Source organism: Rhodospirillales bacterium RIFCSPLOWO2_02_FULL_58_16 (assembly GCA_001830425.1).
Taxonomy (GTDB): Bacteria; Pseudomonadota; Alphaproteobacteria; order Rhodospirillales; family 2-02-FULL-58-16; genus 2-02-FULL-58-16.
The window spans coordinates 184,811-211,388 of record MIAA01000016.1 but is presented as its reverse complement, the minus strand read 5'-3'; the positions used below and the strand labels follow the sequence as shown (position 1 = coordinate 211,388).

General features: G+C 56.2%; 28 protein-coding genes. All 28 read right to left on the bottom strand.

Features of this window, described 5'->3' with window-relative positions:
- Positions 1-2: 2 nt before the first annotated feature.
- The gene (locus A3H92_02880; GenBank protein OHC75633.1) at positions 3-1,526 is read right to left on the bottom strand and encodes a hypothetical protein; all 1,524 of its coding nucleotides are present in this window, start codon (positions 1,524-1,526) and stop codon (positions 3-5) included.
- 37 nt (positions 1,527-1,563) lie between these two features.
- Positions 1,564-2,328 carry a hypothetical protein gene (locus A3H92_02875; protein ID OHC75632.1) on the bottom strand — a complete coding sequence of 255 codons (765 nt, stop codon included), beginning with the start codon at positions 2,326-2,328 and terminating at the stop codon, positions 1,564-1,566.
- A 13-nt stretch (positions 2,329-2,341) separates the two neighbouring features.
- Complete coding sequence (locus tag A3H92_02870) at positions 2,342-3,157, bottom strand: hypothetical protein (GenBank protein OHC75631.1); 816 nt, start codon at positions 3,155-3,157, stop codon at positions 2,342-2,344.
- A 4-nt stretch (positions 3,158-3,161) separates the two neighbouring features.
- Positions 3,162-5,081, bottom strand: a complete 1,920-nt coding sequence (locus A3H92_02865; GenBank protein ID OHC75630.1) for a hypothetical protein — start codon at positions 5,079-5,081, stop codon at positions 3,162-3,164.
- A 525-nt stretch (positions 5,082-5,606) separates the two neighbouring features.
- Positions 5,607-5,978, bottom strand: a complete 372-nt coding sequence (locus A3H92_02860; GenBank protein ID OHC75629.1) for a hypothetical protein — start codon at positions 5,976-5,978, stop codon at positions 5,607-5,609.
- Positions 5,979-5,992: 14 nt separating this feature from the next.
- The gene (locus A3H92_02855; GenBank protein ID OHC75628.1) at positions 5,993-6,613 is read right to left on the bottom strand and encodes a hypothetical protein; all 621 of its coding nucleotides are present in this window, start codon (positions 6,611-6,613) and stop codon (positions 5,993-5,995) included.
- A 332-nt stretch (positions 6,614-6,945) separates the two neighbouring features.
- Complete coding sequence (locus A3H92_02850) at positions 6,946-8,115, bottom strand: hypothetical protein (GenBank protein OHC75627.1); 1,170 nt, start codon at positions 8,113-8,115, stop codon at positions 6,946-6,948.
- An 8-nt stretch (positions 8,116-8,123) separates the two neighbouring features.
- Positions 8,124-9,425 carry a hypothetical protein gene (locus A3H92_02845; protein OHC75626.1) on the bottom strand — a complete coding sequence of 434 codons (1,302 nt, stop codon included), beginning with the start codon at positions 9,423-9,425 and terminating at the stop codon, positions 8,124-8,126.
- 13 nt (positions 9,426-9,438) lie between these two features.
- The gene (locus A3H92_02840) at positions 9,439-10,401 is read right to left on the bottom strand and encodes a hypothetical protein (GenBank protein ID OHC75625.1); all 963 of its coding nucleotides are present in this window, start codon (positions 10,399-10,401) and stop codon (positions 9,439-9,441) included.
- Complete coding sequence (locus A3H92_02835; protein ID OHC75624.1) at positions 10,389-12,011, bottom strand: hypothetical protein; 1,623 nt, start codon at positions 12,009-12,011, stop codon at positions 10,389-10,391. Before A3H92_02835 ends, A3H92_02840 begins: the two co-directional genes overlap by 13 nt.
- On the bottom strand, positions 12,008-12,787 hold the full coding sequence (locus A3H92_02830) for a hypothetical protein (GenBank protein OHC75623.1): 780 nt from the start codon (positions 12,785-12,787) through the stop codon (positions 12,008-12,010). Before A3H92_02830 ends, A3H92_02835 begins: the two co-directional genes overlap by 4 nt.
- Positions 12,788-12,789: 2 nt before the next feature.
- The gene (locus A3H92_02825; protein OHC75622.1) at positions 12,790-13,722 is read right to left on the bottom strand and encodes an MFS transporter; all 933 of its coding nucleotides are present in this window, start codon (positions 13,720-13,722) and stop codon (positions 12,790-12,792) included.
- Positions 13,719-14,285 (bottom strand): hypothetical protein, encoded by a 567-nt coding sequence (locus A3H92_02820; protein ID OHC75621.1) that lies wholly within the window; start codon positions 14,283-14,285, stop codon positions 13,719-13,721. The genes A3H92_02825 and A3H92_02820 overlap by 4 nt, the downstream gene beginning before the upstream one ends.
- Before the next feature lie 354 nt (positions 14,286-14,639).
- Positions 14,640-15,569, bottom strand: a complete 930-nt coding sequence (locus tag A3H92_02815) for a hypothetical protein (protein ID OHC75620.1) — start codon at positions 15,567-15,569, stop codon at positions 14,640-14,642.
- Positions 15,570-15,629: 60 nt separating this feature from the next.
- Positions 15,630-16,622, bottom strand: coding sequence for a hypothetical protein (locus A3H92_02810; GenBank protein OHC75619.1), 993 nt, complete (start codon positions 16,620-16,622; stop codon positions 15,630-15,632).
- A complete protein-coding gene (locus tag A3H92_02805; GenBank protein OHC75618.1) occupies positions 16,619-17,845 on the bottom strand; it encodes a hypothetical protein in 1,227 nt (408 codons plus the stop codon). Before A3H92_02805 ends, A3H92_02810 begins: the two co-directional genes overlap by 4 nt.
- A gap of 19 nt (positions 17,846-17,864) precedes the next feature.
- Positions 17,865-18,539 carry a hypothetical protein gene (locus tag A3H92_02800; protein OHC75617.1) on the bottom strand — a complete coding sequence of 225 codons (675 nt, stop codon included), beginning with the start codon at positions 18,537-18,539 and terminating at the stop codon, positions 17,865-17,867.
- Between the two features lie 20 nt (positions 18,540-18,559).
- Positions 18,560-19,192, bottom strand: coding sequence for a hypothetical protein (locus A3H92_02795; protein ID OHC75616.1), 633 nt, complete (start codon positions 19,190-19,192; stop codon positions 18,560-18,562).
- Between the two features lie 3 nt (positions 19,193-19,195).
- Positions 19,196-19,711 carry a hypothetical protein gene (locus A3H92_02790; GenBank protein ID OHC75615.1) on the bottom strand — a complete coding sequence of 172 codons (516 nt, stop codon included), beginning with the start codon at positions 19,709-19,711 and terminating at the stop codon, positions 19,196-19,198.
- Positions 19,712-19,807: 96 nt separating this feature from the next.
- Positions 19,808-21,589, bottom strand: coding sequence for a hypothetical protein (locus A3H92_02785; protein ID OHC75614.1), 1,782 nt, complete (start codon positions 21,587-21,589; stop codon positions 19,808-19,810).
- A gap of 395 nt (positions 21,590-21,984) precedes the next feature.
- Positions 21,985-22,188 (bottom strand): hypothetical protein, encoded by a 204-nt coding sequence (locus tag A3H92_02780; GenBank protein ID OHC75613.1) that lies wholly within the window; start codon positions 22,186-22,188, stop codon positions 21,985-21,987.
- Entirely contained in the window at positions 22,189-22,893 is a 705-nt protein-coding gene (locus A3H92_02775) for a hypothetical protein (protein ID OHC75612.1), read from the bottom strand.
- Positions 22,893-23,411 (bottom strand): hypothetical protein, encoded by a 519-nt coding sequence (locus A3H92_02770; GenBank protein OHC75611.1) that lies wholly within the window; start codon positions 23,409-23,411, stop codon positions 22,893-22,895. Before A3H92_02770 ends, A3H92_02775 begins: the two co-directional genes overlap by 1 nt.
- Positions 23,386-23,907 (bottom strand): hypothetical protein, encoded by a 522-nt coding sequence (locus A3H92_02765; protein ID OHC75610.1) that lies wholly within the window; start codon positions 23,905-23,907, stop codon positions 23,386-23,388. Before A3H92_02765 ends, A3H92_02770 begins: the two co-directional genes overlap by 26 nt.
- Positions 23,904-24,398 (bottom strand): hypothetical protein, encoded by a 495-nt coding sequence (locus A3H92_02760; protein OHC75609.1) that lies wholly within the window; start codon positions 24,396-24,398, stop codon positions 23,904-23,906. Before A3H92_02760 ends, A3H92_02765 begins: the two co-directional genes overlap by 4 nt.
- Complete coding sequence (locus tag A3H92_02755; GenBank protein OHC75608.1) at positions 24,395-25,213, bottom strand: hypothetical protein; 819 nt, start codon at positions 25,211-25,213, stop codon at positions 24,395-24,397. Before A3H92_02755 ends, A3H92_02760 begins: the two co-directional genes overlap by 4 nt.
- A 41-nt stretch (positions 25,214-25,254) precedes the next feature.
- On the bottom strand, positions 25,255-25,689 hold the full coding sequence (locus A3H92_02750; GenBank protein ID OHC75607.1) for a hypothetical protein: 435 nt from the start codon (positions 25,687-25,689) through the stop codon (positions 25,255-25,257).
- Complete coding sequence (locus A3H92_02745) at positions 25,686-26,495, bottom strand: hypothetical protein (GenBank protein OHC75606.1); 810 nt, start codon at positions 26,493-26,495, stop codon at positions 25,686-25,688. The genes A3H92_02750 and A3H92_02745 overlap by 4 nt, the downstream gene beginning before the upstream one ends.
- Between the last annotated feature and the right edge of the window lie 83 nt (positions 26,496-26,578).

Genomic DNA, 26,578 nt, shown 5'->3' with positions numbered 1-26,578 from the left:
GCTTAAGCGTCTTTGTTTTTACCGGCTGAACGCGCCCACATTATTTCGGCGGCGAACACCAACAAGGCCAGAATCAGGCCGACAATCAGCGGTTTGTTGCTGGAGGCCGGTTTCAGCAGAATCCAGTACCATGTGGTCAGCGTGTGCTTGCTTCCGATTTCGCTGCTCGATCCGTCCCAACTCTGGAAAGCGATGGGAATAAAGCGGCCTTCCTGGAACTGAATGTCGGTCTCCGCGTTGCCTGCGGTCAGCGGGCGTTTCATCATCACCCGCCAGGTGCCGTCCTTGTAGACGCCCTTGGCGGTCAGGCCGACTGCCGCCGCGTCACGTTCTTCGACGGCGTCAACGCCGGTTCCGTTGCCGAGGCCGACGCTTTCCGCAGCCTCGGCGGTTCCCGAACTCCACGACCACAGATTAACCGGGTTGGCGGTATCGCCCTTGATGAAGTAGGGCTTTTTCATGCCTTCCGGGATGGCGATCGGCAACTGCACGGCCACCCGATCCGGTCCCATTTCGGGATTGGCGATCTTGACGGCGTCCTTGTCGCCGGGAATGCTTTTGGTGCGGTCGTCCCATTCCAGCAGGATGGCCACTTCCTTGTCGTTAAACATGGCGCGGGCCGTGATGGTGTCGTTGGCCGACGAGAAAACGCGATCCTTGTAGATAACCTGCGGCACCAGCAGGAAAGTCGAGGGCGTCGGTTTGTCCCACGCCGGATCAGCGGTATCGGCGGGCAGGTCGCCGGCGACCTTGTCGGCCTTGACCACCGTGTTCTCGGCCTTCACCGTCTTGTCGGTCTTGGCCAGCGAGTTGACGTAGTTGGCGACATGCCAGCGTTCCTCGACCGTCAACTTTTTGTTGCTCTTGGGATCGTCAAACGACGGCATCTGGGTGCCGGAAATGCCGGTCGAAACGCGGGTAAAGATTTCCTTGGGATCGTTGGAGGCGCGGAACGTCCACGGCTTGGTCAGATTCCTCGGCCAGGTGCGCTCGCCGTTATCGCCTTTCAGCGCTTTGATGGCGTTACCCTTGCCCTCGGCGCCGTGGCATTCGGAGCAACGATCACCGTCATGGAACAGCTTGGACCCCTTTTCGATGCTTTCGGGAGAGGTCTTGACCTGGGTTCCGTAATCCACCGTCTTGCCGGGTTCGGCTTCCAGTTCGGCGAAGGTCTTGATATAGGCCACCAGGTCCCACATCTCCGGCTCTTTGAGGATCGACTTCCATCCCGGCATCACCGTTCCCGGCATGCCGTCGCTGATCATGCGGTAGATGTCGGCGTCATTGGGAAAATCCGAGCCGAACGGCGAGGTCTTGATCTTGAACATGCCCGACGTGAAATCCCGAGGCGGCGGGTTAATTATCTTGGTCATCTCGCCCCCGGCGCCGGCGCCGTCGCCCTCTTCGCCATGGCACCACACGCACCGCTTTTTATAGACGATTTCGCCGTTGCCCTTGTCTCCCTTGGCTGACGCCGGCGGCGCCATAAGCAACAGACCCAACGCCGTCAGCGCCACGATCCTCATCGGATTACCACCCCTGTGCATGAAACTTATCATCCGCTTACTCACTTTTTTCCCATGATCTCGGGCTGTAGCCGGTGTACTCATAAAGATACAGAATCACCTTCCATACTTCTTCCTCGCTCAGGAAGTCCTGCCATACGGGCATCGCCGAAATCCACGGCGTCGCCTCGGACGGAAGTCCGGGACCGCCGGTGGTGATGCGCCAGAACAAGTACGCCTCCTGAAGCTGGGCGATGGTGCCGACGTCCTGGAAGTTGGCCGGCGTCGGGTTCAGGCCCTCGGCATACGGCCCGCGACCGTCCAGTTTGTCGCCATGGCAATACTGGCAATTCTTGACATAGACCATGCCGCCCTCGGCGACCAAAGCCTCGAACTTTTTCGGGTCGTCCTTTTTGAGCTTGCGGAACGGATTAGCCAGAGTCAGCAGGTTATAGCGCTTGCCGTAAGCCTTCACCGCCGCCGGCGGCGCCGGATGGATGGTCCTCAACTCCACCGGAGCCTCAAAGCTGGGAACCATCTTGGAGTAGGTGTAATAACCCACCGCCAACGGAACCAGCAGGAACACCACGTTGCGCACCATTTTCTTGGACGGGTCCTCGACCAGCGCCTTGATCGGCGCCGTCAGTTGGTTCATGCTTTCTTCGGTGAAGGTGAACACCATGAACACGCCGGCGCACACAAAGAACATGTACATCAGCAGCAGACTCGACGGGATCACCTGACCGAGCAGATGGTCAAAGACCACGACAAAGCCCAGGTAGACGCCGAAGACGGTAAGGACAAGTTGGATCAGTCTTTTCATCGCTCCCGTCCTCCTACTTCAATCCGGCCAGATAATCGAGAACCACCTCGATTTCGGACGCATACATTTTACCGCCCAGATCGGCGGGCATGGTGTCAGGCTCAAAACCTTTTGCAATATCCGCATTGGGATTAAGCAGCGAACGCCTGAGATATTCACGGTCGCTGCGGGCGCCTACCTTGGACAGGTCGGGACCGATATCCCCGGCGTTCTCGCCGATGATGTGACAGGCTCCGCAACCGAATTCGGCGATAATGTCATCAGCCGACGTCAACGCCTCGCGGACCTCGCCGCCGCCGCCGGCGTCAGCCGCCGTCCCGCCGGCATCGGTGGGGATTTCAACGGTAATCTCGACGCCGCTGGATTCCTGGAGATAGGCGATCACCGCCGCAAACTCCGCTTTTGACAGGCTGATCGCGCCGGAAGTAACGTCGGGCATCGGGCTTTCCTTGTCGTTGGTGCCCTTCTTGCCGAAGCCGGGAACCACATAGGCCGAAGTCAGGGTCATCGACTCTTCCAGGTAGCCCTGAAAGTCCTTGGCCTTGCCCTTGTATTCGGGATCGGCCAGCCGCTTGGGAACGTTGGCCCCCAGTTGGTCCAGCATCGGCGCCCGGCCCAGGTTGTTATGACACAGCTTGCAGGTGCCCTTGCCGTCAATAACCTTTTCGCCCAAGGCCACGAATTGCTCCATGGTCATGGCCCCCAGGTCGAGCTTCTCCGCCACCGGCGGCGGCGCCGGCTCGATCTGCGGAATGCCGAAGTTGGAGAACCCGGCGAAAAAGCTGATTACAAAAAGACTGAATGCGATAACCGTAAGGAACTGTCTCATCGGTCTATTCCTTCCAGTAGCCGGTCGGGACCGTCTTCTTGACGCTGAGTTTGCTCAGCCAGAAGACAAAAATCACCATCGACATGAAAATGATAGTCGCCACCGAAATGACGTTGGTGGCGTAGCCCAGCGACGGAGTGAACGCATTCTCTGAATTGTCGCGGAAAATGTTCACTACATGCCAGTGCTGACGAATGCCGGAGCGGATGTAGCCCATCAGCCCCATCAACCAGGTAAAGGCCACCGCCAGCATGAACATCGCGTACTGGGAACGGTTGGAGACCCGGCCCCAACGCTGGGGCGCGACCTCTTTGGCGCCTTTGTACATAAAGCTGTCCATGATCGAACTGACGGCGATCAGGGTCAGCGTAGTCAACACCTGGGGCACCGAAGCGGCGACCTTGGTCACCGTATCGGTAAAGTAGCCGTGATAAACGCCGAGAATGACGATGTTGATGATGCCCGCCGAAAACAGCGCAAACTGGGCGGCGTTGCCCGCCTTCACCCACGACACCACCGGGATCATGTTGGCCCGGCGATAGATGATAAAGCTCATCGCCGTAACCAGAATCATGATGTTCACCGCCGTATTCTTCGCCGGCATGATGCCCAACGGACCAAGGTACTTGTGGTATGGTCCGCCCAGCGCTTTCAGTTCCTCGTTGGTCAACACCAGGGTATGAGGCGTGAACCACACCAGGAAGGCGCCGACGATGGCGATGGCCAGATATTTCATATATTTATTGTAGCGCACCGCGCCGTCGCTGCGACCCATGCCGCACCAAAGGTAATAGTTGGCCGACAGGAACAGGGTGCCGATCAAAACCGCCTGGATGATGAACAGCCAGGCGAAGATGCCGCCCATCAGGGTGATGCCCATCTGCTGGCTGTAGGCGTAAATCTCGGCGACCAGATAGTAGCCGGCGAACGGCAGCGGCAACAGCGCCGAAACGGCGATGAAGTTGGCCGTATATCCCATCCAGTCGTAGTGGGCCTTGGCCTCGGCGGTGCGGGCGCTGAGAAAGTTGTACGCTGCGTAGGCGCCGACTACCGAGCCGCCGTAAGCGACGTTGGCCACCACCCGATGCAGGTTGACCGGGTTCCACAGGTAATTATGGATGGCCAGCCAGGCATCGCCGCCGAAGGTGCCTACGGCGTCAACGATCTGGCCTTCCACCCCATGGGCGGGAACCGGACTCATGGTGAAGGTTATCCAGGCGTTGGCCAGGAACATCAAAACCGTGCCGACGACGTTGAGCAACAGACCCAGAGTCAAATGTATCCACTTTTTGTTGCCGCCCTGCAACCAGTGCCAACCGTAATAGTAAATATAAAGGCAGGCGCTCTCGGCGAAGAACAACAGCGCGTAGTAGAACATGGTCTCTTTGAAGATGTTGGCCAGATAGGCGAACACCGCCGGGTAGAACAGGATCAAACTGAACGCCGTCAGGCCTCCGAGAATCGCCGTCAGCGAATAAGCGGTGATCGAGACCTTGATGAATTCATAAGCCATATCGTCATAACGCTTGTCCCGCGTCTTCATGCCGATGGCTTCGATAATGAAAACGAAGATGGGAACCGCCAGCACGAAGGCGGCGAACCAGAGATGCAACTGAGCCGCCATCCACACCATGATCCGCCCGTTGACGCCGGCTATCGTCGGATAGTCGGCCTTGGTCAACATCGGCGCAGGCTTGTTGGCCGATGCTTCCGGCGCCTCGGCGGGCGCCGCCGTCCCGGCCTCTTCTCCTCCGGGAGCGCCCTTTACTTCGGCGACCGCCGCCTTACCGCTTTCGGCAGCCGCCTGCTCGGCGGCTGAAGCGGATGAGGCGCCAAGCCCCGAAACAGCGACAGAAAGCAAAAACAGAAAGGCGGCCGACAGTAACAGCGCCCCCCCCCTTCTCGCCGTAAAACACGACCTCATGCTCGCTCCCCTCAAAGATAAAGACTTAAACGAACCCTGCTCACTTATGGAAAAACAGATTGGTGCCCTGGGCGCTCATCAAGGCGTAATCCAGGCCGAAAAGACCGACGCCGAAAACAACAAACGCCAGGACAAAAACAACGAAAGAGTTTTTCATAATGCGTCCGCCCCCTGCTTAATACCTCAAAAACCATATAAAAAATGCGATGCTGCCGATCAGAGTCGCCAAAAAAACAAGCTTCCCCGGCAGCGTGCTGCCCGTACAGGCACATTCGGTAATTTGTTCGGAAGCCATTCGGCGCACCCTTTCTTAAATCAAAGCTTCTGTTATCATCATCCCATCAGGCAACTTATTCAAGCCGTCGGAATTTTAAAATCATGAATCCGTTTAAAAAAGAAAACCTCTTTCACACTGTCGTCTTCGCCGGGGCGCTCATTAACGGGATCGTTATCGTTCTGATCCTGGTCTTATACGTTTTCTGACCTCCCCGGCGCCCGATGAGGAACGCCGGGGAAATCATCATCTTATTTAGCCGCAGGCCCCGTACACTTGCAGAAAGCGCGCAGCTTGACGATCAAGCCGTCGATCTCGCCGTCGGTAAGGGTCTTGCCCCATGGCGGCATCATCGGCGATTTGCTGACCGACGGGCCGCCTTCCTTGATTACGTTCTTGATGTCGAGGTCCGTCAGCTTGCCCATCTCGTCGGCCTTGTTGAAATTCCTCGGCGTTACCGGGAAATCGGGGCTGACGTTGGGGCCGTCGCCGTTGCCGGCGGCGCCGTGGCACTGGACGCAGTAGAACTTGAAAATCGTCTCGGTGTCCGCAGCCTTGGCTGCGCCGGCGGACAAAAGGACGACGGCGAATGTAAGTACGATTGCCGATCTGATCATTTTCATATCTCCCTTTTGTCCTAGTTGGCGTCCGCCGCCGTAAACGAGGCGACGTGAGCTGCTACCTTCTCCATATCCGGCTTGCTGAGGATGCCGTCAAAATTAGGCATATCCTTAACCGGCTTGAAGACCTGCGCGTTGGCCAGATAGGCCAAAATCCAGTCCGGATTCAACCTGACCCCGGCGTCAACCAGCGACGGGCCGGTATTCCCGCCGACGAGCTTTCCGCCGGTCTGGTACTTGTGACAACCGCTGCACGGCATCTTCTTGATAAAGATCAGTTTGCCCTGGGGGTTGCTCTTTGGCGTCACCACGCCGGCCGGAACATCCTTCGAAACCAGGCCCATCAGGAAATCCTTGACTTCGCCCGCTTCGGCGGCGGCGAGTTTGGGATGATCCCCGGCATTCTTGTCGGTCAGGGAATTGTACTTCATCGGACGAATCGGCTGGGGATCGGCGAGCCACGCGCCCAGCCATTCACCCTTGAATTTGGACCCGGCGTACCAAAGCTCGGGGCCTTTCTTCGCCAATTGATCCTCGATCGTCTTCTCCTTGGCGGGACCGTCGGTGTAATGACATCCGCCGCAACCCTTGTCGGCGAAAACCTTGGCGCCGTCCGCAAAGCCGGCCGACGCCGACATCACAACCAACCCGACTCCAAGGGAAAAAGCTAATACAAACCTCATCCTAATCTCCTGTAGGCCGCCCCGGACGCAAAGACATGCCGAATAAAGGCTGTCTCTTGACCGGAGACCCTATTCATTAATTTTTCATCAGCCGATTTAAAGAAACGCAGCCTTGTAAAAGAAAAGCACGGACATAACCGGCCACGCCCTTCTTTAAGTTCCCCCCCCTAATAAACTTCAGCGCCTTACGCGCAGCTTTTTACAAGCCCAGCGGTTAGCTATCAAACAAATGTCCGCCCTGTCAACCCCATACAAAGTGGGTGATTATGCTTTGAGGTATTTTCCGCCTACCACGCCTGCTGCGGATAGAACCAATGTTCGATCATCCATACCGAATTATCAAGTTTCGGTTCTTTGCTTCTGTCCTTGAAATTATCGGGAGGCGAGCCGATTCCGGACCCCATGGCGATGTTGTGACACGAGTTGCATCCCAATGTGGGAGAGGCGTAGGTCTCGTAATAAAGAAACCCGAACAACGTCCCCGCCGCCAGAAAAACGGTGAGAAACCCGACCAGTTTCCTCATAAACCCGATCTTGAGCATATTCCCCAGAACATGCCGGAATTCCTTGAAAACGATGTCGCCGCCGGGTTCGTGCTTTTCCGTCTTCTCTGCGGATCGTTTGAAAAAATAAGGCAGGAAGGTCAGGCCTAAATACAGCGCGAACGCCAGATAAATGCCGAGAAAAGAGGCCATGGCGTCCTTGAAATGCATGAACGGAACAAAAAAGATCAGCAGGAACCATTCCGGCATCGGTATCTTCTCGCCTTCCAGCGGCGTCGGAATCATTTCCGGGTCGGCGGTCGGCATGGGGAGGTAAACGGCGAGGGCGGCAATGATGATGATAAAGGGAACTGAAAGCAGCATATGCCTGAGAAGATACCTGGGAATGCCGCCTTTGCGCTTGCGCACCTTGGAAAAGATATGAAGGTCCAGCAGCACGATGGAAATAACGGGAAGGATCACCACATGGGCGACAAAGTTCCTGTTCATGGTGAAGGCGTCGATAAGGAACTGCTGGAGGGAAGGGCCGATATAAGGAATGAACCCGAAATAATTGGCGATCATTTCCATCCACCAGTAACCCTTCCACTCCCACGGCAGGATAAATCCGGTCAACAGCAACGCCCCCATCGGCAACAGCAGCAGCCCGCCGGTTATCCAGATGATCCGCGAGCGCGCCTCAAAATTAAGAAAATCCTTTCTCAACAAACTCCTGACTACATGAATAACCAGCACGAAAAATAAAAAGAAGGCGCCCCAGCGATGGCCGTCCCTGAGCCATGCGCCGACGGGAACATCCCAGTTTTTATAAAAGCCCTGTACGCTGAGATAAGCCTCGGCCAGGTGAGGCTGATAAAACAGCGTCAGGAAAATGCCGATCAGCAATTGAAGGCAAAGCAAAAGAAGGGCGATGCCGCCGAAATAATAGCGCCAGTGAAATTTCTCAAATCTCATACCGATTCCTATCTTTTTACCGGAACGAATTTCTCTCCGCCCTTGCCCGCCTCGACCCGGTAAATGAACGGATGCTTGACCGCGACGCCGTCGGCGTCCCAGCCGGTCGCCCCGGTGACGCCGTGGGATTCTTTGCCGCCCAGCAACGCCTTCTTTACCTTCGAGCTTTTCAGCGAGTCGGCGGCCTTGACCGAGTCGGCGACAACATTGAAGGCGTCATAAGCCAGAGCGGTGAAGCGGTCGGGAGCGCCGGAATTTTTCTCGGCGTGGCTTTTCATGAATTCAGCCGTTTCGGGAGCGCCGTTATCGGGAGAAAAAGTGGCGTAAACCAGAGAACCGCGCACCGCCTCGCCTCCCTTCAGAAATCCGTCGTTGAACAGGTCCTCGCCGCCGATGATCGGCAGTTTCAGGCCGGCCTCGGCAATCGCCTGGGCGATAACCGCCCCCTCTTTTGCGCCGCCGGTATAGATAACGGCCTGCGGCATGGTCGGGTTGTTCTTCAGGACCTGAACGACGGCGGAGATATTATTTTCGCCGGTAAAAGTGTCGTAAGTATCCGTTTCAACCGCAATAGCCCCGCCCTGGGCGGAAATCGTCCGCTTGAAATGGGAGCTGAGATCGAGAGAGTAATCATAGGCCGAGGATGTCACCACGGCGTATATCTTGTATCCCAACTCGCCGGCGGCAAACTTCATCAGATCGTCAACGGCGATGTTCTCGGATAAGGAATACTGAAAAACATAATCGCCGCTACGGCCGATTTGCCTTCGGGAGCCGACCGACATCAGAATGGTCCCGGATGAATTAGCCAAATGGGTCGCCGCGAAAGTGGACCATCCGGTAGGCGCCGCAAAGACGGCGATGGCGCCCTGGCCTACAAGATTATTAAAAATCTCGCGGGTCAGCGCATCGCCGCCCTTGTTGTCAAAGTGGAGAACCTCAAATTTTTTGCCGCCGAGGCCGCCGCCGGCATTGAACCGCTCGGCCGCCATCATGACGCCGTCGACTACGGCCAGGCCGTAAGCCGCCTCGTCGCCGCTCTCGGGGCCGATGACGCCGACCTTAAGGCTCCTCTCCCTTTCTTCCGGCGCGGAAGCAGGCGCGCCCATCGCTTTGGGCCTGGCCGCAAGATCAAGGGCCTTCACGGCTTCCTCCGGCGCCATCCAGTCGGGCCGGCCCGCCGGTTTCGACTTGGCCGTTTCGGCGGACGGCTTGTCTCCGCCCGCCGTCAGCAAACCGAGAAGATAAGAAGACGCCGCGCCGCCAAGGGCGAAGGCAATCAAAAATATGACCAGTGTTTTCTTGTTCATAAGCCGCCCATCCCTAATCGGCCTCGACCCAGTTATCCGAATTGGCGAGAAGCGCCTTCACCAGGTCTTCCTCGACAAGGAATACCCGTTCGGCGTCGTCGTTCTTGGCGAAGTATCCCCGCCTTACCTTGTCCCGTATCCCGATGTTAAGAGCCGAAGGCTTGTCCTGGTCCACGCCGAGAACGGACACCTTGATTTTAGGAGCGTCCAGGCCGTAGGTCCCGAGTTCGGAAGGCTCCTCGTCCAGGAATTCCTTGACCTCGGCGTTCTTCAGATCAAACAGGGTTTGCAGCACCTTGGCCTGATCGGCCCGCGCCTCCTGCGGCTCGACCATGCCCCATTTGCCCTGGTCATGAACGATCACCACCTTGTCCGTTTTTTCGCGCTCCAGTTCAAGGCGGCGCAGCTTCGACGGATCGAGGGCAAGCACGGCCTTGTCCCTCAGCGAATAGACGGTGGCGCCCACTTCCTTGCGCACGTCGGAATGAATGCGGAAAACACGGGTTTCCCCTTCGAATCTGGCGTAGGCGATGTTGAGAGTCGGCCCCTTGTCTCCCAGTTGGATGATCGTGTCCTTGCCGTTGACCTTGATGCCGAACGCCCGCTTGGGATCGTCCAGGCCCAGTTCCTTCTGCTTCTCGATGCTCGGCATTTCAAACAACACCGCGTCTTTCCTGGAATTGACGATATTCTTCAAAAGTTTGGAGATGGCTTCCTGATCGCCCTTCGCCCTCAGCGGCGCGGTCAGCCACCATCCGTCCTTTTCCTTAACCGCCCTGACCTGGATTTCCTTATCGTCGCTCCTTGTCCAGAATTCATCCACGTCATCGGCGCCGTAAGGCAACAGTTTGAGATTGGCTTCCTCGACTTTTTTGGCCACGTCGGATCGCTCGTCAATCAGCGAAAAAGCGCCGGCGACGGCGACCAGCATGACAATCCAGAAAGCGGTTTTCCTGAACAGCTTCAAGCCGCCCACCTCCTGCGGGCGACGACGGCGCCGCCGACGGCGAGAATCAGCGACGGCGCAATCACCACCGACAGCCAGAAGACAAGTTTGCTTTGAGTGTCGGAAAGAGGCATCGGCGTTACCCCCACCGTTTTACGCCTGACGGAAATAAGGGAGGTTTCCTCGGCCAGCCAACTGATCATATTCAAAAAGTAATCCTTGTTGCCCATAAGGCCGATGTGGGCGTTGCCGACAAAGTCGGAATCGCCGACGACGACGATCTTGCCCCACGAGCTGAGTCCTTCCTCCTGCGATCCCTTAAGCGCCTTTCTGGTGGTCTCGTCCATGCCCGCCGTTTCGTCGGCTGCCGAGTCAACGGGGGGCTTGCTTTCTTCGCCCTCGACCTTAACCGTAGTCACCGAAACGATGTTGATGGGGCCGCGCCGATCCAAAGCCGGATTGAACTTGATATCGTCCTCGTTCAGCTTGCCCTCGGTCATCGACCAACTGTTGGCGCCGGTCTTGGCCAGATTGTAGCTGCCCTTGGTCGGGTCTTCCGTAATCTCCACCGAACGGGACACGGGGTAGAAGGTGGCGACGCTGAAATCGCGGCCCAGAGGATGATCCTTGTGATACTCGGTAACCACCGGCGTCAGATAATTGGCGCCGATCATCTGGCCGCGTTTGTCGATAACGATATCGTTGCCGACGACAAATCCGTAATCGGCCAAATACTTGGCGAGAACGGGGGTCGGGCTGGGATCGAGCATAAAAAGCGCTTTGCCGCCCTTGCCGATATAATCGGCGAGTTTTTTCAATTCGCCTTCCAGAAAATCCTTCTTGGGACCGCCGACCACCACAACGGCGGCGTCCTCGGGAACAGCCCCCTCGCCGACCAGCAAAAGGTCCTTGACCTTGAAGTTATCCTTTTCCAGGGCTTCCTTGGCCGTCTTGTATCCGGGCTTTTCGGCGTCATCAAGAGGATGCTCGCCATGCCCGTTAACGAAGTAAATGGTCTTCACCTCGTCCTTGAGAACCCTCAACAGGGAATTGGTGACCTTTTCCTCGGATTCAAAGCCGACGATTTCTTCGCGGTCGCCGCTGCGGATCAAGGTGGTGCGATATGAGGTCACCCCGTACTTGGCGGTCTCGACCGGCCTCTTGTCGGGATCGACGAACCAGTACTTGAACTTCGGCGAATGGTAGGAATACTCCTGCAACAGGTCGTTCATCGCCTGTCTGGTCCTTTCATCGGATCGATAAAAGGCAATGGCGTCCACGTCCCGCTCCAGCGTCTTCAGTATCTTCACAGTCTGCGGCGACAGGGAGTACCTTTTGGTCGCGGTAAGATCGATCCGGTACTTGTACCTCATGGACGTGGCGCCGATCATGCCGATAATAACGGCGAAAATACCGATCATCAGCAGCATGTTGGCGCCGAATTTGGTGGAGCGTCTGGCGATAAGGCCCCTGACCCCGGCGAAGTTGACGTAAAGAGAAACCATTGTCAGCAGCAGGCCGCCCCAGACCAGCAGCAGGGGAACGGCGCTGAACTCGCCGGTAATCGCGTAGGTGACGCCGCCGGCGAGAAGGGAAACAACCCCCAGCAGTCCGAGAAAAACAGGCTTGGAGTTATTCATCCCCGCCACCTGTGCGTTTCAATCGAGCGCAGGGTCAAAAACAGGAACATGACGATAAAGCCTATGTAGTAAAGGATATCCTCGGTATCGAGCACGCCCTTGGCCAGGCCGGCGAAGTGATCGTTGATGGAAAGATAGCCGATGACCCGGCCAAGACCCGGCGAAACATACATTACCGACATGCTCATCAGATAAAACAGGAACAGCAGCCCCAGCGCCAGAGAGGCGGCGATAATCTGGTTCTCGGTTACCGAAGAGGTGAAAAGCCCCAGCGAGATGAAGGCCGCCCCCATCAAAAAAAGACCGAAATAGCCGGTGATGACAGGCACTATTTCAGGCTCGCCCAGGTTAATCAGCAAAATGGGGTAGGTGACGGTGGACGCCAGCATGGCGGCAAACACCGTCAGGCAGGCCAGAAACTTGCCGATAACCAGCTCCCAGTCCCGAATCGGGTAGGTGAGAATGAGTTCCATGGTGCCGCTCTTTTTCTCGTCGGCCAGCAGCTTCATCGACAGCAGCGGCATCATCAGCAGCATCACCATCGACATTTGGCCGAACATCGGCCTCACCACCGTTTCGGTGACGTTCAACAGGTTGTACTGCTTGGCCAGCATGGGGTCTCCCTGCGCCTTGAAACTCAGCAGGGAGTAGTAATCGACCAACTGGTTGAACATAAAGCCGGTTATCACCAAAAAGATGGCGATAACCGCATAGGCGATAATGGAATTAAAGTATGAACTAAGTTCTTTTTTGTAAATAAGCCCGATGTTCCGCATACTTAGGCGCCTTCCTCTTTCGTCACCAGATGGAGAAAGACGTCCTCCAGACTCGCCTGAACGGCGCGCATCTCCACCAGGTCCCAGTTGTTATTGACGATCACCGGCGGAATGCTTTGACGCGCATCGGCGCCTTTCTTGATGCTGACGATGAAAACATTGGAGTCCTTGTCATGTTCCACCTTGGCGACCCCTTTAACCTGGCGGATTTCCTTCATTATCGCCTGGGAAGGGCCGTTAATGATCATGTGCATTTTAGTGGCTTCATGAAGGTTCGACACCAGATTTTCCGGAGTATCCACCGCCACCAGCTTGCCTTTGTCGATAATCACGATCTTCTTGCAGACCATGCTGACTTCGGGAAGGATGTGGCTGGAAAGAATCACCGTGCGTTGCCCGGCCAATTCGATGATCAGCTTCCTGATTTCCTTGATCTGGCGCGGATCAAGACCGTTGGTCGGCTCGTCAAGGACAAGAATCTCCGGATCATTTACCAGCGCCTGGGCCAGCCCCACCCTTTGCCGGTAGCCCTTGGACAGTTCGCCGATCATCCGCTTGGCATATTCGGCGAGACCGCACTCGCTCACCACCTTGCCGACGCGCCTCTTGACGTCCTTGGCGTCCACGCCCTTAACGCCGGCGACGAAGTTCAGGTAATCCTCGACCGCTATGTCCTTGTACAGCGGCACGTTCTCCGGCAGATAGCCCAGCCGCTTGCGGACCTCCAAAGAGTCCTCAAAACAGTCAAATCCGGCGACTACGGCCTTTCCGCCGGTGGCGGGGAAAAAGCAGGTGAGAATCCGCATGGTGGTCGTCTTCCCGGCCCCGTTAGGGCCGAGAAACCCCAACAGCTCGCCTTTTTCCGCCGAGAAGGTAAGTCCGTCGATGCCGAGATGTGTGCCGTAATCTTTCGTCAGGTTCTCAACTTCGATCATGACGGTTCTTTTTCTTTTTTCTGTTGTCCCGCGCCGGTTTTTTCTTTGTTTTCCATGCCCAGACCGTCTCTCATATAAACCCCCGGAACGCTTTTGTCTTTCAGCGCCGCTTCAATCGGCCTGTCTTTTTCCGGCGTTTCCAAAAGAGTGATCAGCGCCCTGTCGCCCTCAAGAAGCTTTTTGATATCCTTTTGCGGCCAATCATTTTCCCAGTTGCCGATTATGCCGTTCCACGCCTGCGCGATGGCGACGACTTCGGCATCCCTGAGCTGTTCGATATCCACTCCCTGCGCCCTGGCGATATCTATATATCTTTTCATGAAATGCGTCACAACGATAAACGGGGGGCCGCATCGCGAACAGTACTTGAGTATTTTTTCTTCCGGGTGACAGGCGGAACACCGCTTGAACGCCAGCTCCATCGCCTCGGCGGCGGAGTAAGAAAGATATCCCCTCGCCTTCGCCTGACTGATGACCCTGTCGCCCATCGGGTTAGGCACGACGACGACCAGACCCGCCATCGCAGCGATAACAAATCCCGTAAGGAAAAATTTCTTTTTCATCGCTTTCGTTTGTGATCGTGGGTTATTCCGGCGGTCGTAAAAAATTACTCCAAAAAATCCTCCCCCTTGCTTCAAGGGAGAGTTAGAGGGGGTCGTTGCGGCAACCTCCCCTGCCCCCTCCCTGGTAAGGAGGGGAAAGCGCGAGGGCCGCCATAGGCCAATAATTAAGGCCGCCGGTATTACACATAACACCAAAGGCCTAAATCAAGAAGAGGCCGACGGCGATTCAATCGCCTCCGGCCCCCCCTTAAAATCTAACCCCGTCAAGAACCTGCAAACCAGCCGCTCACAAGCCCTTGTTTCGCCCGTTTCCGGGTTCCGGCGGCGAAGCCGGAACCCTTCAACGGCATATAGTTATTCCTTCGCCTTGATTCCAACGTTTTCCGGCGTCTTGCGCAGACCGCCTTCAACGTATCCGCTGCCCTTGAGAGCGCCTTCGGCGGCACGGCCTGGAATGGCGCCGCCGCCTTCGAGCATTCCGTTGACCTCGGCAAAAGCCTTGCTCTTGGAAGCGTTCAAAGCCGTAACGTCATCCTTGAGCGGCTTGAAGGTCGACTTGGGATTCAAGTACTCTTCGATGGTCTTGGGCGCGCCGACGTCGGCCATCGCCCGCACAAAGGCGATCAGGTTCCAGATGTCCTGGTCCTGAAGGATGTTGCCCCAGACCGGCATGGCCGAGGACAGATTAGCGGCCTCGCCGCCGCCCTTGATGACTTCAAAGAGCTGCAGGTTGGACTTCTTGTTCATGTAGTCGCCCTTGGTCAGGATGCGCGGGCGCGGTTCGACGGACAGCGCGTTCGGACCATCGCCCTGGAGACCCCAGCCGTGACAGGCGACGCAATAGAAGTAGTACCACTGCTTGCCGGCGTTAGGATCGGCGCCGGGAACCAGCGTTTCCTTGAAAGTCGGCGACCAGTTATGCGTCCACTGGTTATAGATGCCTTCGCCTTCGGTGGGCTTCCTGACGCGGTCCCACAACTCGGTCTTGCCCGAGGCGGCACCGTAGCCGCTGATGTTTTTAATGTCGGATTTCTTGTCTTTGTTGCTGAAAGCCTTGCCGACGCCGGTCAGGCGATCAAACGGCGCGACGCCGTAGGTGCTGCCGGCGGTGCCGGTGCCCATGGATTGGGATTCCTTGGCGTAGGCGTCTGTCGCCGCCTTCAGGTCCGCGTCCGTATGGACGGGGCAAACCACTTTCGCGCCATCACTGAGCGTACACCTGGCTTCTTCCGCCTTGGCGCCCGTAGACGCCGAAACCAGCAAAAATGTGCCGAGAGCCGCCATCCACGCTGTTTTAATCTCAAGCCGCATAATTATATCCCCCTTGCCTAGAAAAAACTTTTATTACAGCCACAATTTAGAAATTTCTTCACCGTTTACTTTAACCAATGAATTCCGGGTTATGTCGGTGAACCAAATATCCCCATGGCCATCAACATCAAGTCCGTCAGGCTCGCTGGACCCCAGCGTCACCTTAACCTCCAGAAAACTCTTGGACCCAGTATCAAACACGCCTAGCCTACCCACATGCCCGAGAGAAAACAAGATATTTCCTCTCTTGTCTACCGCCATTCCTTCAATAACCCCCCTGACCGGCAGATCATACCCTTCAAACTTGCCGTCAGCGGGATTAAACATCCCTAATTTGCTCCTGGTGCGGGCGCCGAACCAGATGACGCCGGACGCATCCATGATGATATCCTTGGGGCTGAGAAACGCCTCGACGAACGGAAATTCCTTAATGGCGCCGCCGTTCGGATCAAGTACGCCGAACTTGTCGCCCTCGGTTTCGACAAACCATACCTGACCGTCCTTATCCAGCAGTATTCCGGTCGGACGGCTGTTTTTGGTCGGAACGGCATACTCGATAAATTTCTCGGTTTTCGGATCAAATCGCCCGATCGCGTTGCCGTAGAACTCGGTAAACCAGACAATGCCCTTGCCGTCGACGATCAGCCGACGCGGAAAGCTGTCAATCGTCGGGATATCATATTCCTTGAACGTCTTGGCGACGGGATCAAACACGCCTAACTGATTGGCGTCCTGTTCGGTGAACCACAACCTGCCCGAAGGATCAAAGGCAAAATCGGTGGGAAAGCTGTTCGACGTCGGAATGTCATATTCGGCGAAGGTTTCCTTGTCGGGCTGAAACACGGCGATCTTGCCGGCATTGGCTTCAAGAACCCAAACCGAGCCGTCTGCGGCGGCGATCACCCTTGACGGCAAGGCATTGTCCGTCGGCAAGGGATAATTCTTGAAGGCGCCCCCCCACTCCTGGGCATGTGTGGGCGAGAACCCGACAAGGCAGAGCAGCGCCGCAAATAAAAAAAATTTCACTTCCCGGCGCCTCGTCTTGAAATAAAGACGAACGCCGCCCCGACCGCCAGCAGCATTCCGAAGGCGAGAATTAAATTAAGATAGCCGCCGTCGGCGGACTTGTTCTTTTCCGAGGCGGCCTTCTTGATCGAAGCGGAATCATCGTTATTCCCGGCCATGGCCGTCCCGCCGATATCCAGCATTCCCAACCGCCTGGCCTCAGTATTGGATTCAGAGAACCACAGCCGCGACCGCCCGACGTCAATAGCGATGCCGCCGGGCAGGCTGCCGGGAGTGGGGATGACATATTCCTTGAACAACGCCTGTTCGGGATCAAACATGCCGACCTTGTTCTCAAGATACTCCAGAAACCATATTTTGCCGGAGGCATCGACGACCAGATCGCTGGGCAGGCTTCGCGCCGCAGGAAGCATCGCCTCGTCAAAACGCTCGCTGTCGGGGGAGAAAACGCCGAGCCTGTTGTTTCTCACCTCGACGAACCAGATTTTCCCCTTTGCATCGACGGCAAGCTCGCCGACGCCGGAAAAAAGCGCCGGTATTTCATATTCGTTGAATGTCGCGCTCTTCGGGTCAAACCCGGCGATTTTATTGGCGTTGGCCTCGCCGAACCAGATGATCCCCTTGCCGTCAATGACAATCCCCCTGGGATAGCAATCGACGGTCGGAATCGGATAGCCCTTCAACGTTCCATCCGCCGGATCATACCGGTAAAGCGCGTTTTCGCCGGGAACCAGGAACCACACGTTCCCCTTGCCGTCCACCAGCAGGTCCTCGGGGATCACCCTGTCCTGATCGACCAGCAATTCCCCGGCGCCGGCCTTGAAGTACAGGTCATGTTTTTTGAAAGAGCCGTCGGCAGGCGATAATTCGCCGAGGATATTCGTTCGATCGACGGTATCCGCCCACCTCTGCACGGTAATCCAGATTTTGCCCTGCGGCCCGACGGCGATCCTGGACGGTCCGACATTGCCCCACGACGCGGGAACGGCAAAGGAACGAAAAGTTTTTGCCTCGGGATCGTACGCCGCTATTTTTTTGCCGATCTTCTCGGCGAACCATACCTTGCCGGCGTCATCGACGATGATCGCGTTGGGCGCGCTAAGATCGTCAGGCAGCAGGACTTCCTGAATCGACGGAGCGGCGGCGCCTGCCCCGCCCGACGCCGACAGGCATGCAACCACCGCGAGGACGGTAAAAAACTTCAGGCAAGCTCCATATTGCATCTTGTCTTGCCGCTCTCGCTTACCAGGTCATCGTCGGCTCGTAAAAGTGCCTGAGCTGCCAGTTGGCGTCCTTGTAGGACTGGCCGACGCCGGCGGTATCGCCGATCTTGTACTTGCCGACCTTGATCTGCTGCTCGCGCTCTTCCCGATAAAACTTGCCGATGTTGGCCGGCGGCAAGGCCTGGCGCGTCCCCATCATGAAATTATGGCAGGACAGGCACCCCGTGGACTTGGCCGGATAGCCGCTGCCGACAACGCCGCCGATCAGCCCGCACCAAACGAGCAAAGCGCCCCCCCACATAAGAAGCTTCTTGCTGCGGGACGCTCTTTCCCCGGACCATCTCTTCCTGCCGAACAGCAGCGGCATCGCCAGGAAAAAAACGACAAGTCCGACCGGCAGCCAAAACGTAAAGACAGGCCGCAACGCGACATTATCCCCGGCCAGATACCAGAAGGGCTGAAAGATGGCGAAAAGATACCACTCGGGGGCCGGAATAAACATGCCCTCGTCGGGCAAAGGCGGCATGGCGGGATCGGTCGGCACCATATAGTAAACAGACAAGGCGACAATCGCCGCCAGCGTCAAAACAACGCAGACGCCGGCCTTGATCACATGCCTCGGCCAGAAACGATAAAACTCCTGAGGATAGGGCGGATCGTACTTGGGATCGCGGAACATCTCGGTATCTGCCATGTCTTAAATCCTCCCCTGCCCTACAACGGCTCTGAAATGCCGTGACGCCTCACCATTGCAAAATGGAAACGTAACAGCAGAACCAGAACGATAGGTAAAATCAACACATGAATGACGAACGCCCGGTTGATCGTAAAGGTATCGAGCAGGAGATTTTTCAAAAAGTCGCCGACGACGGGCCATGTTTCAAAATAATCGACCCATAACGCAAAGGACCAATAGGCCCGCCAGTCCCAGGGCAGGATGATCCCCGTCGCCAGCAACAGGACAACCACCAGAAACTGCAAAACTCCGGACGTCCAATTTAATTCGCGGGGGCGACGATAAGCCTTCTGGTAAAAAACGGTGACCACATGGGTAAGGATGGCGGCGAGCAGCACGGTGGCGCCCCAACGATGCATGTTCCTGAAAAACCAGCCGAAAGAACCGTCGTTGCTCATCGCCTCGATGCTTTTCAGCGCCAGCTCGGGATGAGGAGTATAAAAGAAAAGCATGTAGACGCCGGTCAACGCCTGAAGCGCGATAATGAACAACGATATCCCGCCGAAACAGTAAAAAAACATATGGGCGGGAACGGCCTGTCCCATTTTCCGTCTGGAATTGTCCCTCAGCCCGACCCTTTCGTCCAGCCATTCGCTAATTTTTGCCAGCATTCCTTATTTTTCCCCCGTCTCAGGCTTTTTGGCCGGCGCCGGCGGCGTATCCATTTTTTTTATCGCCGCCACGTCCTGGCCGTCGGTTTCCCCCGTAAAATCTATTTTCCAGGTATTGGTTTCCTCATCGACATTCAGCGGAATCCCGGTGCGCACGGCCATCATATCGCCGAAAGCAGAAGGTACTTTATATTCGATGGTCACATCGGCATGTCGGCCCTTGACGACGCTGCCGACGATTTCGACCTTAAACCCGGAAGGATACTTGTCAATGATCTCAATGAATTTCGGCTGACCGAGATTGGACTGTTTGGAACTGATCAGCTTGTAGGCCTCGCGAATCAGAAGATTCCCCCCCCTGATCTTGGCTTCGGAAATGTATTCATAAAATTTTTTAACGACGGCCTCGGCTTTTTCCTCAGGCAGCGGCCGATCCTCGCCGCATCCGGCCGCAAAGCCGCCGACTGCCGAAATCAAGGCAATCGCAAATGTTCTTTTAATGAAAGAAACCATTTTCATTTTTCCCGAACGCCGTCCCCTGAAAACTCTCATCCCCCCTTCTTATGGAAGGGGGGATGAGTTTTCAAGCCGTATCAACAAGCCTGAGCGAACAACCTAGAGGCTGTCAACCACCTTGTTGATCGTGATTTCACCCGGCTCAAGCAGACCCGGAAGAGTCTGGGCCTTGTCGTAGTCGCCTACCGACAGGTTGGACGGTCCCTTCGCCGTATCGTCCACGAAGAACTCCGCCCGCATTTCCAGGTGCAGAGGACCGCAGAAGTGCTGACAGAAGACGCTGTACTCGCCGGCGATGTCGGCGACGAACTCGGTCACCGCAGTGATGCCGCGCGGCAGGCTAAGGTTGGTCTTAAGCCCATACGGCCCATAGATCAAAAAGCCCATGGTGACGTCAGGGTTCTTGGTGATGCCCGCCGCCTGGTCGATGTTGGTGACGAAGATGCGAACCTTGTCGCCCTTGTTCACCCTCAACATACGCGGGATATAGCCGTAAGAGAACGCCTTGACGTGGAGTTCCTTTACGCCGTCCACGGTGCGAACGCCGGGCTTTTCAGTGGACTTCGGCAGATAAGTGATCTTCGCGCCGGAGCGGTGAGCAGGAGCCAGCATCGGGGTCGAGGCGCTGATAAGCCCGCCCTTTTCGGCTTGGCCCATGGTCCAGTCCTTGACCTGATCGCCGAAGATGGACTTGGAGTTATGAGGCTCGCCGTCCACGGGGATGATTTTCAGGGTCTTGCCGTAGGTCGGACTGGCTTCCCTGGCGTCCCACATCTCGAAGTTAACCGGGTAAACAACGCCCGTCGGAGTGAACAGGCCGGTCGAGAACTTGTTCAGCGCGAAAACGTAGCTGTTGTCGGCGCTGATCATGATGTGGCCCGTGCGATAGTGCGTCGGGATTTCGTCAACCACCTCAAGTTTGTTAAGGTCGATTTTCACGTTGGCGTCGGCGACGAAGCAGCTTTCATAAGCGTACTTCGAGGTCAGGCCGTCGTGAGAGTCCTTGCCGGGATGGTAGGGACCGCCGTCCTTGTTGTAAACGTCCATCACCGAGTGAAGCGGACCGGCGCAGGTGGGGAACACCTTCATCACCGCCAGCTTTTCAACATCGATAACCGTCATCGTCGCCGACAGCTTGTCGCTGACGATAACCTTGGTGCTCTCTGGGATCACGTCGGTGCCGTGCGGATTCTTGCCGACCGGAATTTCCTTGATGTACTTGAACGGGTTGGTGGAGAAAACGCCGACCGTCGAGTGGTAGTAGTTGCCGGAGAAGATGTAACGGCCCTTCTTGTCGGCGTCCAGATAGTCGGGAGCGCTGGGCGAAGGACCCCAATCGATGATCTGGGTCTTGCCGGACTTGATCTCGACCTTCGCCATCTTGCCGGTGTACTCGCCGGAGCCGTACAGGTACTCACCCTTGGGATCCATCGTAATATGGTGAAGACCGAACGGGAACGGCATGGCCATTATCCGCTGCAACATGCCGGTCTGCAAATTGATTTCGCAGATGGTGTTGGCGCCCTTGTCGTTGACGTAGGCGAACGTTCCGTTGGATGAGAAATTCTTGTTGCCGGCGTTGGAGCCGCCGAACAGGATTTCATGAAGATCGACGCCGCAATCGATGTGACGGTACGTCCTCATCGACGGAATGCCGATGACGGCGACTTTGCCGTCAAGACCGCCGGCGTTGTACATGATCATCGGATCGATGGTCGGCGAGTCGGTCGTCGACGTGCCGCCGTCATAGTTCAACCAGTCGCGGTCGCCGCCCTGGCTGGCCAATTCGGCGCTTGCAGTCCCCGAAGCGGCGATGCCGACTGAAAAAAGCATCCCCGGAAGAAGACCCTTATAAATGAACTTGCTTAACTTTCCATGCATGTTCTTACCCCCTTTGTATTGCACAGTAATTCCCTTTACTTCCTGTGAAGCCGCAGTCCCGGAATTAATCAAGCCGACCGGAAAAACGCCCTCGTAAATCGATCATCAGAATTGTCTAAACCCCAGTTATCAGCAAAATAATCAAAACCCGAACTACAGGGCGCTTGACGCCCTGTACACTTCAATAACTTGCCGGCAGAAAAATACCGGCCCGATTAATGTGGAACTACTTACGATTATTTAAGAACCTAGTTCCGCAATCTAATATAAATCGGGCGATTTCTCCCCCCAGTTCACGCGATTGTGATTTTCCAGTTGTCCCCCTCCCTTGTCAAGATTTTTCGCCTGATCGCCTGAATTTTCATATCCCTAATGAATCAAGGGGCTTTCGCCGCTTATGATTCCCGCTCGTTTTTCCGCCTCTGGACGGAACCGAAAACAAACACGCCGACACCGGCGGCGATAAAAAACAGATCAATGCCGTCCGTCTGATCATACATAAAGCGGGTAACGACAATATCAATCAGCCCAATAATGACAAGAATAACGCCGAAGAACTGTTTTTTAAGCCCCTTGGGCGGCTTGAGGCCGTCGCGCATTTATTTGACAAAAAAGCCGAGAACGAAAGCTTTATACAAAATCATCGTGCCGCTGATGTTGAGGAAGGCGAGAACGCAGAGAATTGCGCCGCAACTGTCCTTGACCCTGCCGGGATTGCGCCTCATGACGCCGACCGAGGATAACAGGCGCACCAGGACGACGCCGGTGATCAGAAAAGCTACGCATATGCCGACGGCGTAGAAAAAGGCAAGGATCGCTCCCGTCATCGCCGTTTTCGGCTGCGAGGCGATGCCCATAATCTTGGACAAGGTCGGGGTGATGCACGGCGAATAGACAAGGGCGAAGGCGATCCCCAGCAGCAGCGACATAAAAGCAATATAAAGAGGAGTGTCCAGCTTTGTGATAAAGGCAACGCGGCCATAAAGCGTCATAAACAAGCCGATGAGCAGGATAACGATGCCGGCGATAACGGAAAGGGTTCCGCTGTGATAGGCCATCAAGCGCCCGACGGGCAGCCCTGTCGCCGTCATCAGGGCGTAGGGCGCGCTGAACCCGGCCATGTAAATCACGGACGGAAACACCGTGCGCCGAACCATGGACGGAGGCGCTCCCCTGCGCCAGGCCATGAAGTAAAGGCCGATGATAAAAGCCATGAAAAACGGGCTGATCTGGGCGATACAGGCCTGCCAGATCGAAAAGAAAGAAGCAAACCCCTGTAGGCCGGCCTCGAAAAATCCGACCACTAGACCAGCCCCTCAAGCCATTTATAGAAATCTTCCTCGACATCCTTGATATTGCCGTAGAAAAACTTCTTCACCTTGCCGTCCTTATCAATAAAGACGGTGGTCGGCGGTTGCTTGACGCCGTAAGTCCTGGCGATCTTGTTGCCCGCGTCAAAACCGGCGGGAAAGGGAATGTCCCATTTACCGACCGTTTCCGCGAACTTGTCGCGGGAATCCTGGATGCCGATCATCAGGAAAGCGAGGCGTTGGTTCTCGCCGTGAAGCTTGAAGGCTTTCTTGAACATCGGAATCGAATCATTGGAGCACGGGCACCATGACGACATGAAAGTGACGACCTGACCCCTGCCGGGATGATCGGTCACTTCCCTGGTCTCGCCGTTGAGCAGGGTGAGCGTCGCCTTGGGCGCTGCGACGCCTTCCGCCAGCGGCTTGATGTCGTCGCCCAGACACCCGAACAGCGCCGGGATCAGGAAAACAACAAGAGCGGGGAAATTAAAAACGTATCTTGTCCAGTTCATTGCTCAACAATACCTCGGTCATTCCCCCGGCGAACGTGTAACTGACGATGCCCTTCCCATCGACGAAAAAAGTGGTGGGCAAGCCATACACGCCGAAGGCCTCCTTGATTTTATCATCGGCGTCAAGCCCCGCCGGAAAAGTTATCCCCGCCGCCTTGACGAAGCCCATGGCCGCGTCCTCCGTGTCCTGGATGGCGACGCCGAGAAAGACGACCTTGCGGGCCGGATCGTCCTGTTTAATATTGAACTCCCGGTAGGCCTTTTCAAGATGCGGCGCTTCAACCTTGCACGGAAGGCACCATGAGGCGAAGAAATTAACCACCATCGCCTTGCCCTTGTGATCGGCGCTGTTGAACTCCCCGCCGTCAAACAGTTTGAGGACAAAGTCGGGCGCAGGCTCTCTTTTGACGATTACCTCTTCCTCGCAGCCGATAACCGGCGGCAACAGCAGCGCCGACCATAAAACGACCGCAAGAACCCGCCCCGTCAATCTCATTCAAGAACCTTTTCCAGATCATTTCTGAGCATCGCCGCCGTAATGCCGCCGGCGCGAATACGACTGATAACGCCCTTGCCGTCGATAACGAAGGTGACAGGCATGCCGTGAACCCCATATGACCGCCCGATCTTGCCGTCCCTATCAAAGCCGGCGGCAAAGGTGTAGCCGTGGGTTTTAGCGAACTCCTCGGCTTTCTTCTCGGTATCCTGAACGGCGACGCCGACGAAAACCGTCTTGCGGGCGGCGAACTCCTGATGCGCGGCCTCGATATCGGAAGCCTCGACGCCGCAGACCAGACACCACGAAGCAAAAAAATTAACGACCACCGCCTCTCCCCTGTGTTCGCCGAGGCGAAAAACGCCGCCGTCGAAAAGGCGGAGGATGAAATCAGGCGCCGGCCCTTTCTCGACGGCTCCGGCCCCTGAACCCCCATCACACCCCGACAGGAAAAGCAGGCACAACAACGCCGGCAAAATCCCTTTGCTCATTTACCCGCCTCGACATAATCGGGGACCGGCAGGGTCCACTGGAAAATCCTTTCCTTCATTCCCTCGGGCTTGATCGTCAACGTCAGGGCGTCCCCCTCCTTGCCGATTTCCGGAAAGGTAAGAATGCCCTGGCGATGATGCTTGTCCACGTCTTCAAACAGAATCTGCCAGCCGACGGCCTTCGTCTCGCGGCCCTCGCCGTTGGTAATCGTGGTGATCCTGCTCATGTCCCACGAGGGAATAATCCCCGTGTGGGTATTCACATAGACGATAAAAACCGCCTCATCGCCGTTCGTCGGCTGCGCCTTCAGCGCCAGATACGGCATAAAGCGGCGGTGCTTGAGCGGCATATATATAATGTCGAAGTAAAGATCGCTCTCGCCGAAATCCAGCCGCCACAAATGCTTTTTGAGAAACCGCATGGTGTGGTCGGGCAGGATGGTCGGCACGTTGGACAGATAGTTCCTTTGCAGATGCTCGATAATCGTCTTTTTTTCATTGAAGGCGAGATCGGCGCGATCGCCGGCCCCCATGCGCTCGACGATCTGCCCCCATTCCATGGCGGTGCGCGGCTTGTCCTCGATGACGGCCTTGCCGTGGCATTTCCTTGTGCAGGAGCTTTCATAAAGACGCCTGATCTCCCTCGGCTTCAGGCTGTCGATCAGGGCGTATTTATAGAGCAGCAGCCTGCCCGTGGCCTTGAGGAAACCGATTCGTCCCTCCGGCCCCGGCTCCACCACATAGATAAACCCGGCCACGGAGACCGTCCCCAACAGGAGCATAAAGATTACAAAACTGAGCAAGATTGATTTCACAGACTATTGATATTCGCTTGAATGCCCATATGGCAAGCCGGTCACGCTGCGTACGCCTTGGAGCGCAGTTTCCTGACCCCCAGATAAATCCCGAAAAACAGAACCAAAACCCAGAAGCCGACGCCCGCCCACAACATCGTCCATTCCATAACGCCGAAGCTCCTGGTGAACTGATATGTCTTGCCTTGTAGCTTTTGCAAGGCGGTCAAGCGGGCGTCTTCGCCGTATGTGCGTACAAAATGGTCGATGATTTCCTGCTTGGTCATGCCCTTCTTGATCAGGTTCCCCACCTCGTCCTTCCACTCCAGCCCGCAGGTCATGTTGCAGTCTTCAAGCACCAGAGGGCAGACGCAGGGACAAGCCAAATCCTTCACCACCTCGCCGACGGTAAGGGCAAAAGCGCCGCCCGGCGCCATAAGCATGACGACCAACAACGCCGACAAGAAAAAGCCGAAACGCTTGCCGAGCATATTCATGACGATGATTTCTTTCTTCTTCTCGCGACGACGATCCAGGCAAGGCCGCTCACCGCCGCCGCCAAGCCGCCGGCAAAGATCACATAAACAAGCGTCTTCGCCTTCCTCTGGGCCTCATAGGGCGATCCCCACACCCTGGGGCTGCTCATCGACGCGAATTTGAGATCGACGGAGGGTTCGCGGTCCTTCTTGATGTAGTTGATCCTGATCAGCTTCTCGTCGCCCCTGGCGATGTCGTTCAGGACATACTTGAAATGATTAAAGCCTTTTTTCTCGATCACCTCGCCGCCGGCCGGGGAAATATTGAATTCGCTTGAACGCAGGGGCTGCTGGATATCAATCTCCAGATTGCGGATCGCATGATTCGCTTTCAGCCTGAAATCGAATTGCCTTTTCGCGGAATCGACGTCAAGGGCGGGGGTATGGAAGCTGAGATAAAAATTGGCGAACGGCAACGACAGATGCGCCGTGTCCTCAACCTGCCCCTTCTCGACGGCGTAAAGCTGGCAGAAATGCTGGCCGGTCGGCGACAGGCTGCACATGTCGTTGATAACCACGTCCTTGGGGATAAAGAAGCTTGTCTTGGCGGGAAATTCGGCGTCCTCGACGAATCTGCCGTCATAGACAACCAGAACCCCGGAATCATCATGCTCGGGCCAGATCATCAGCCGCATCCTGCCGATGGACAGGTCCTCCCCGGCCACGGCGGGCGGCGGCGCCGGCAACATCAGGGAAAAGACCAGCAGCCCCCCGGCAATGAGCCGTTTTTTCAAAGAAACTCTCCCCTCTTCGTCCATGAGCGCCATTGGGATATATAATATTGGTTTAATTATGGCATGCGCAGCGGCAAGATTGTCTCATCCCGGATGGTTAAAATCCGCACTATCCA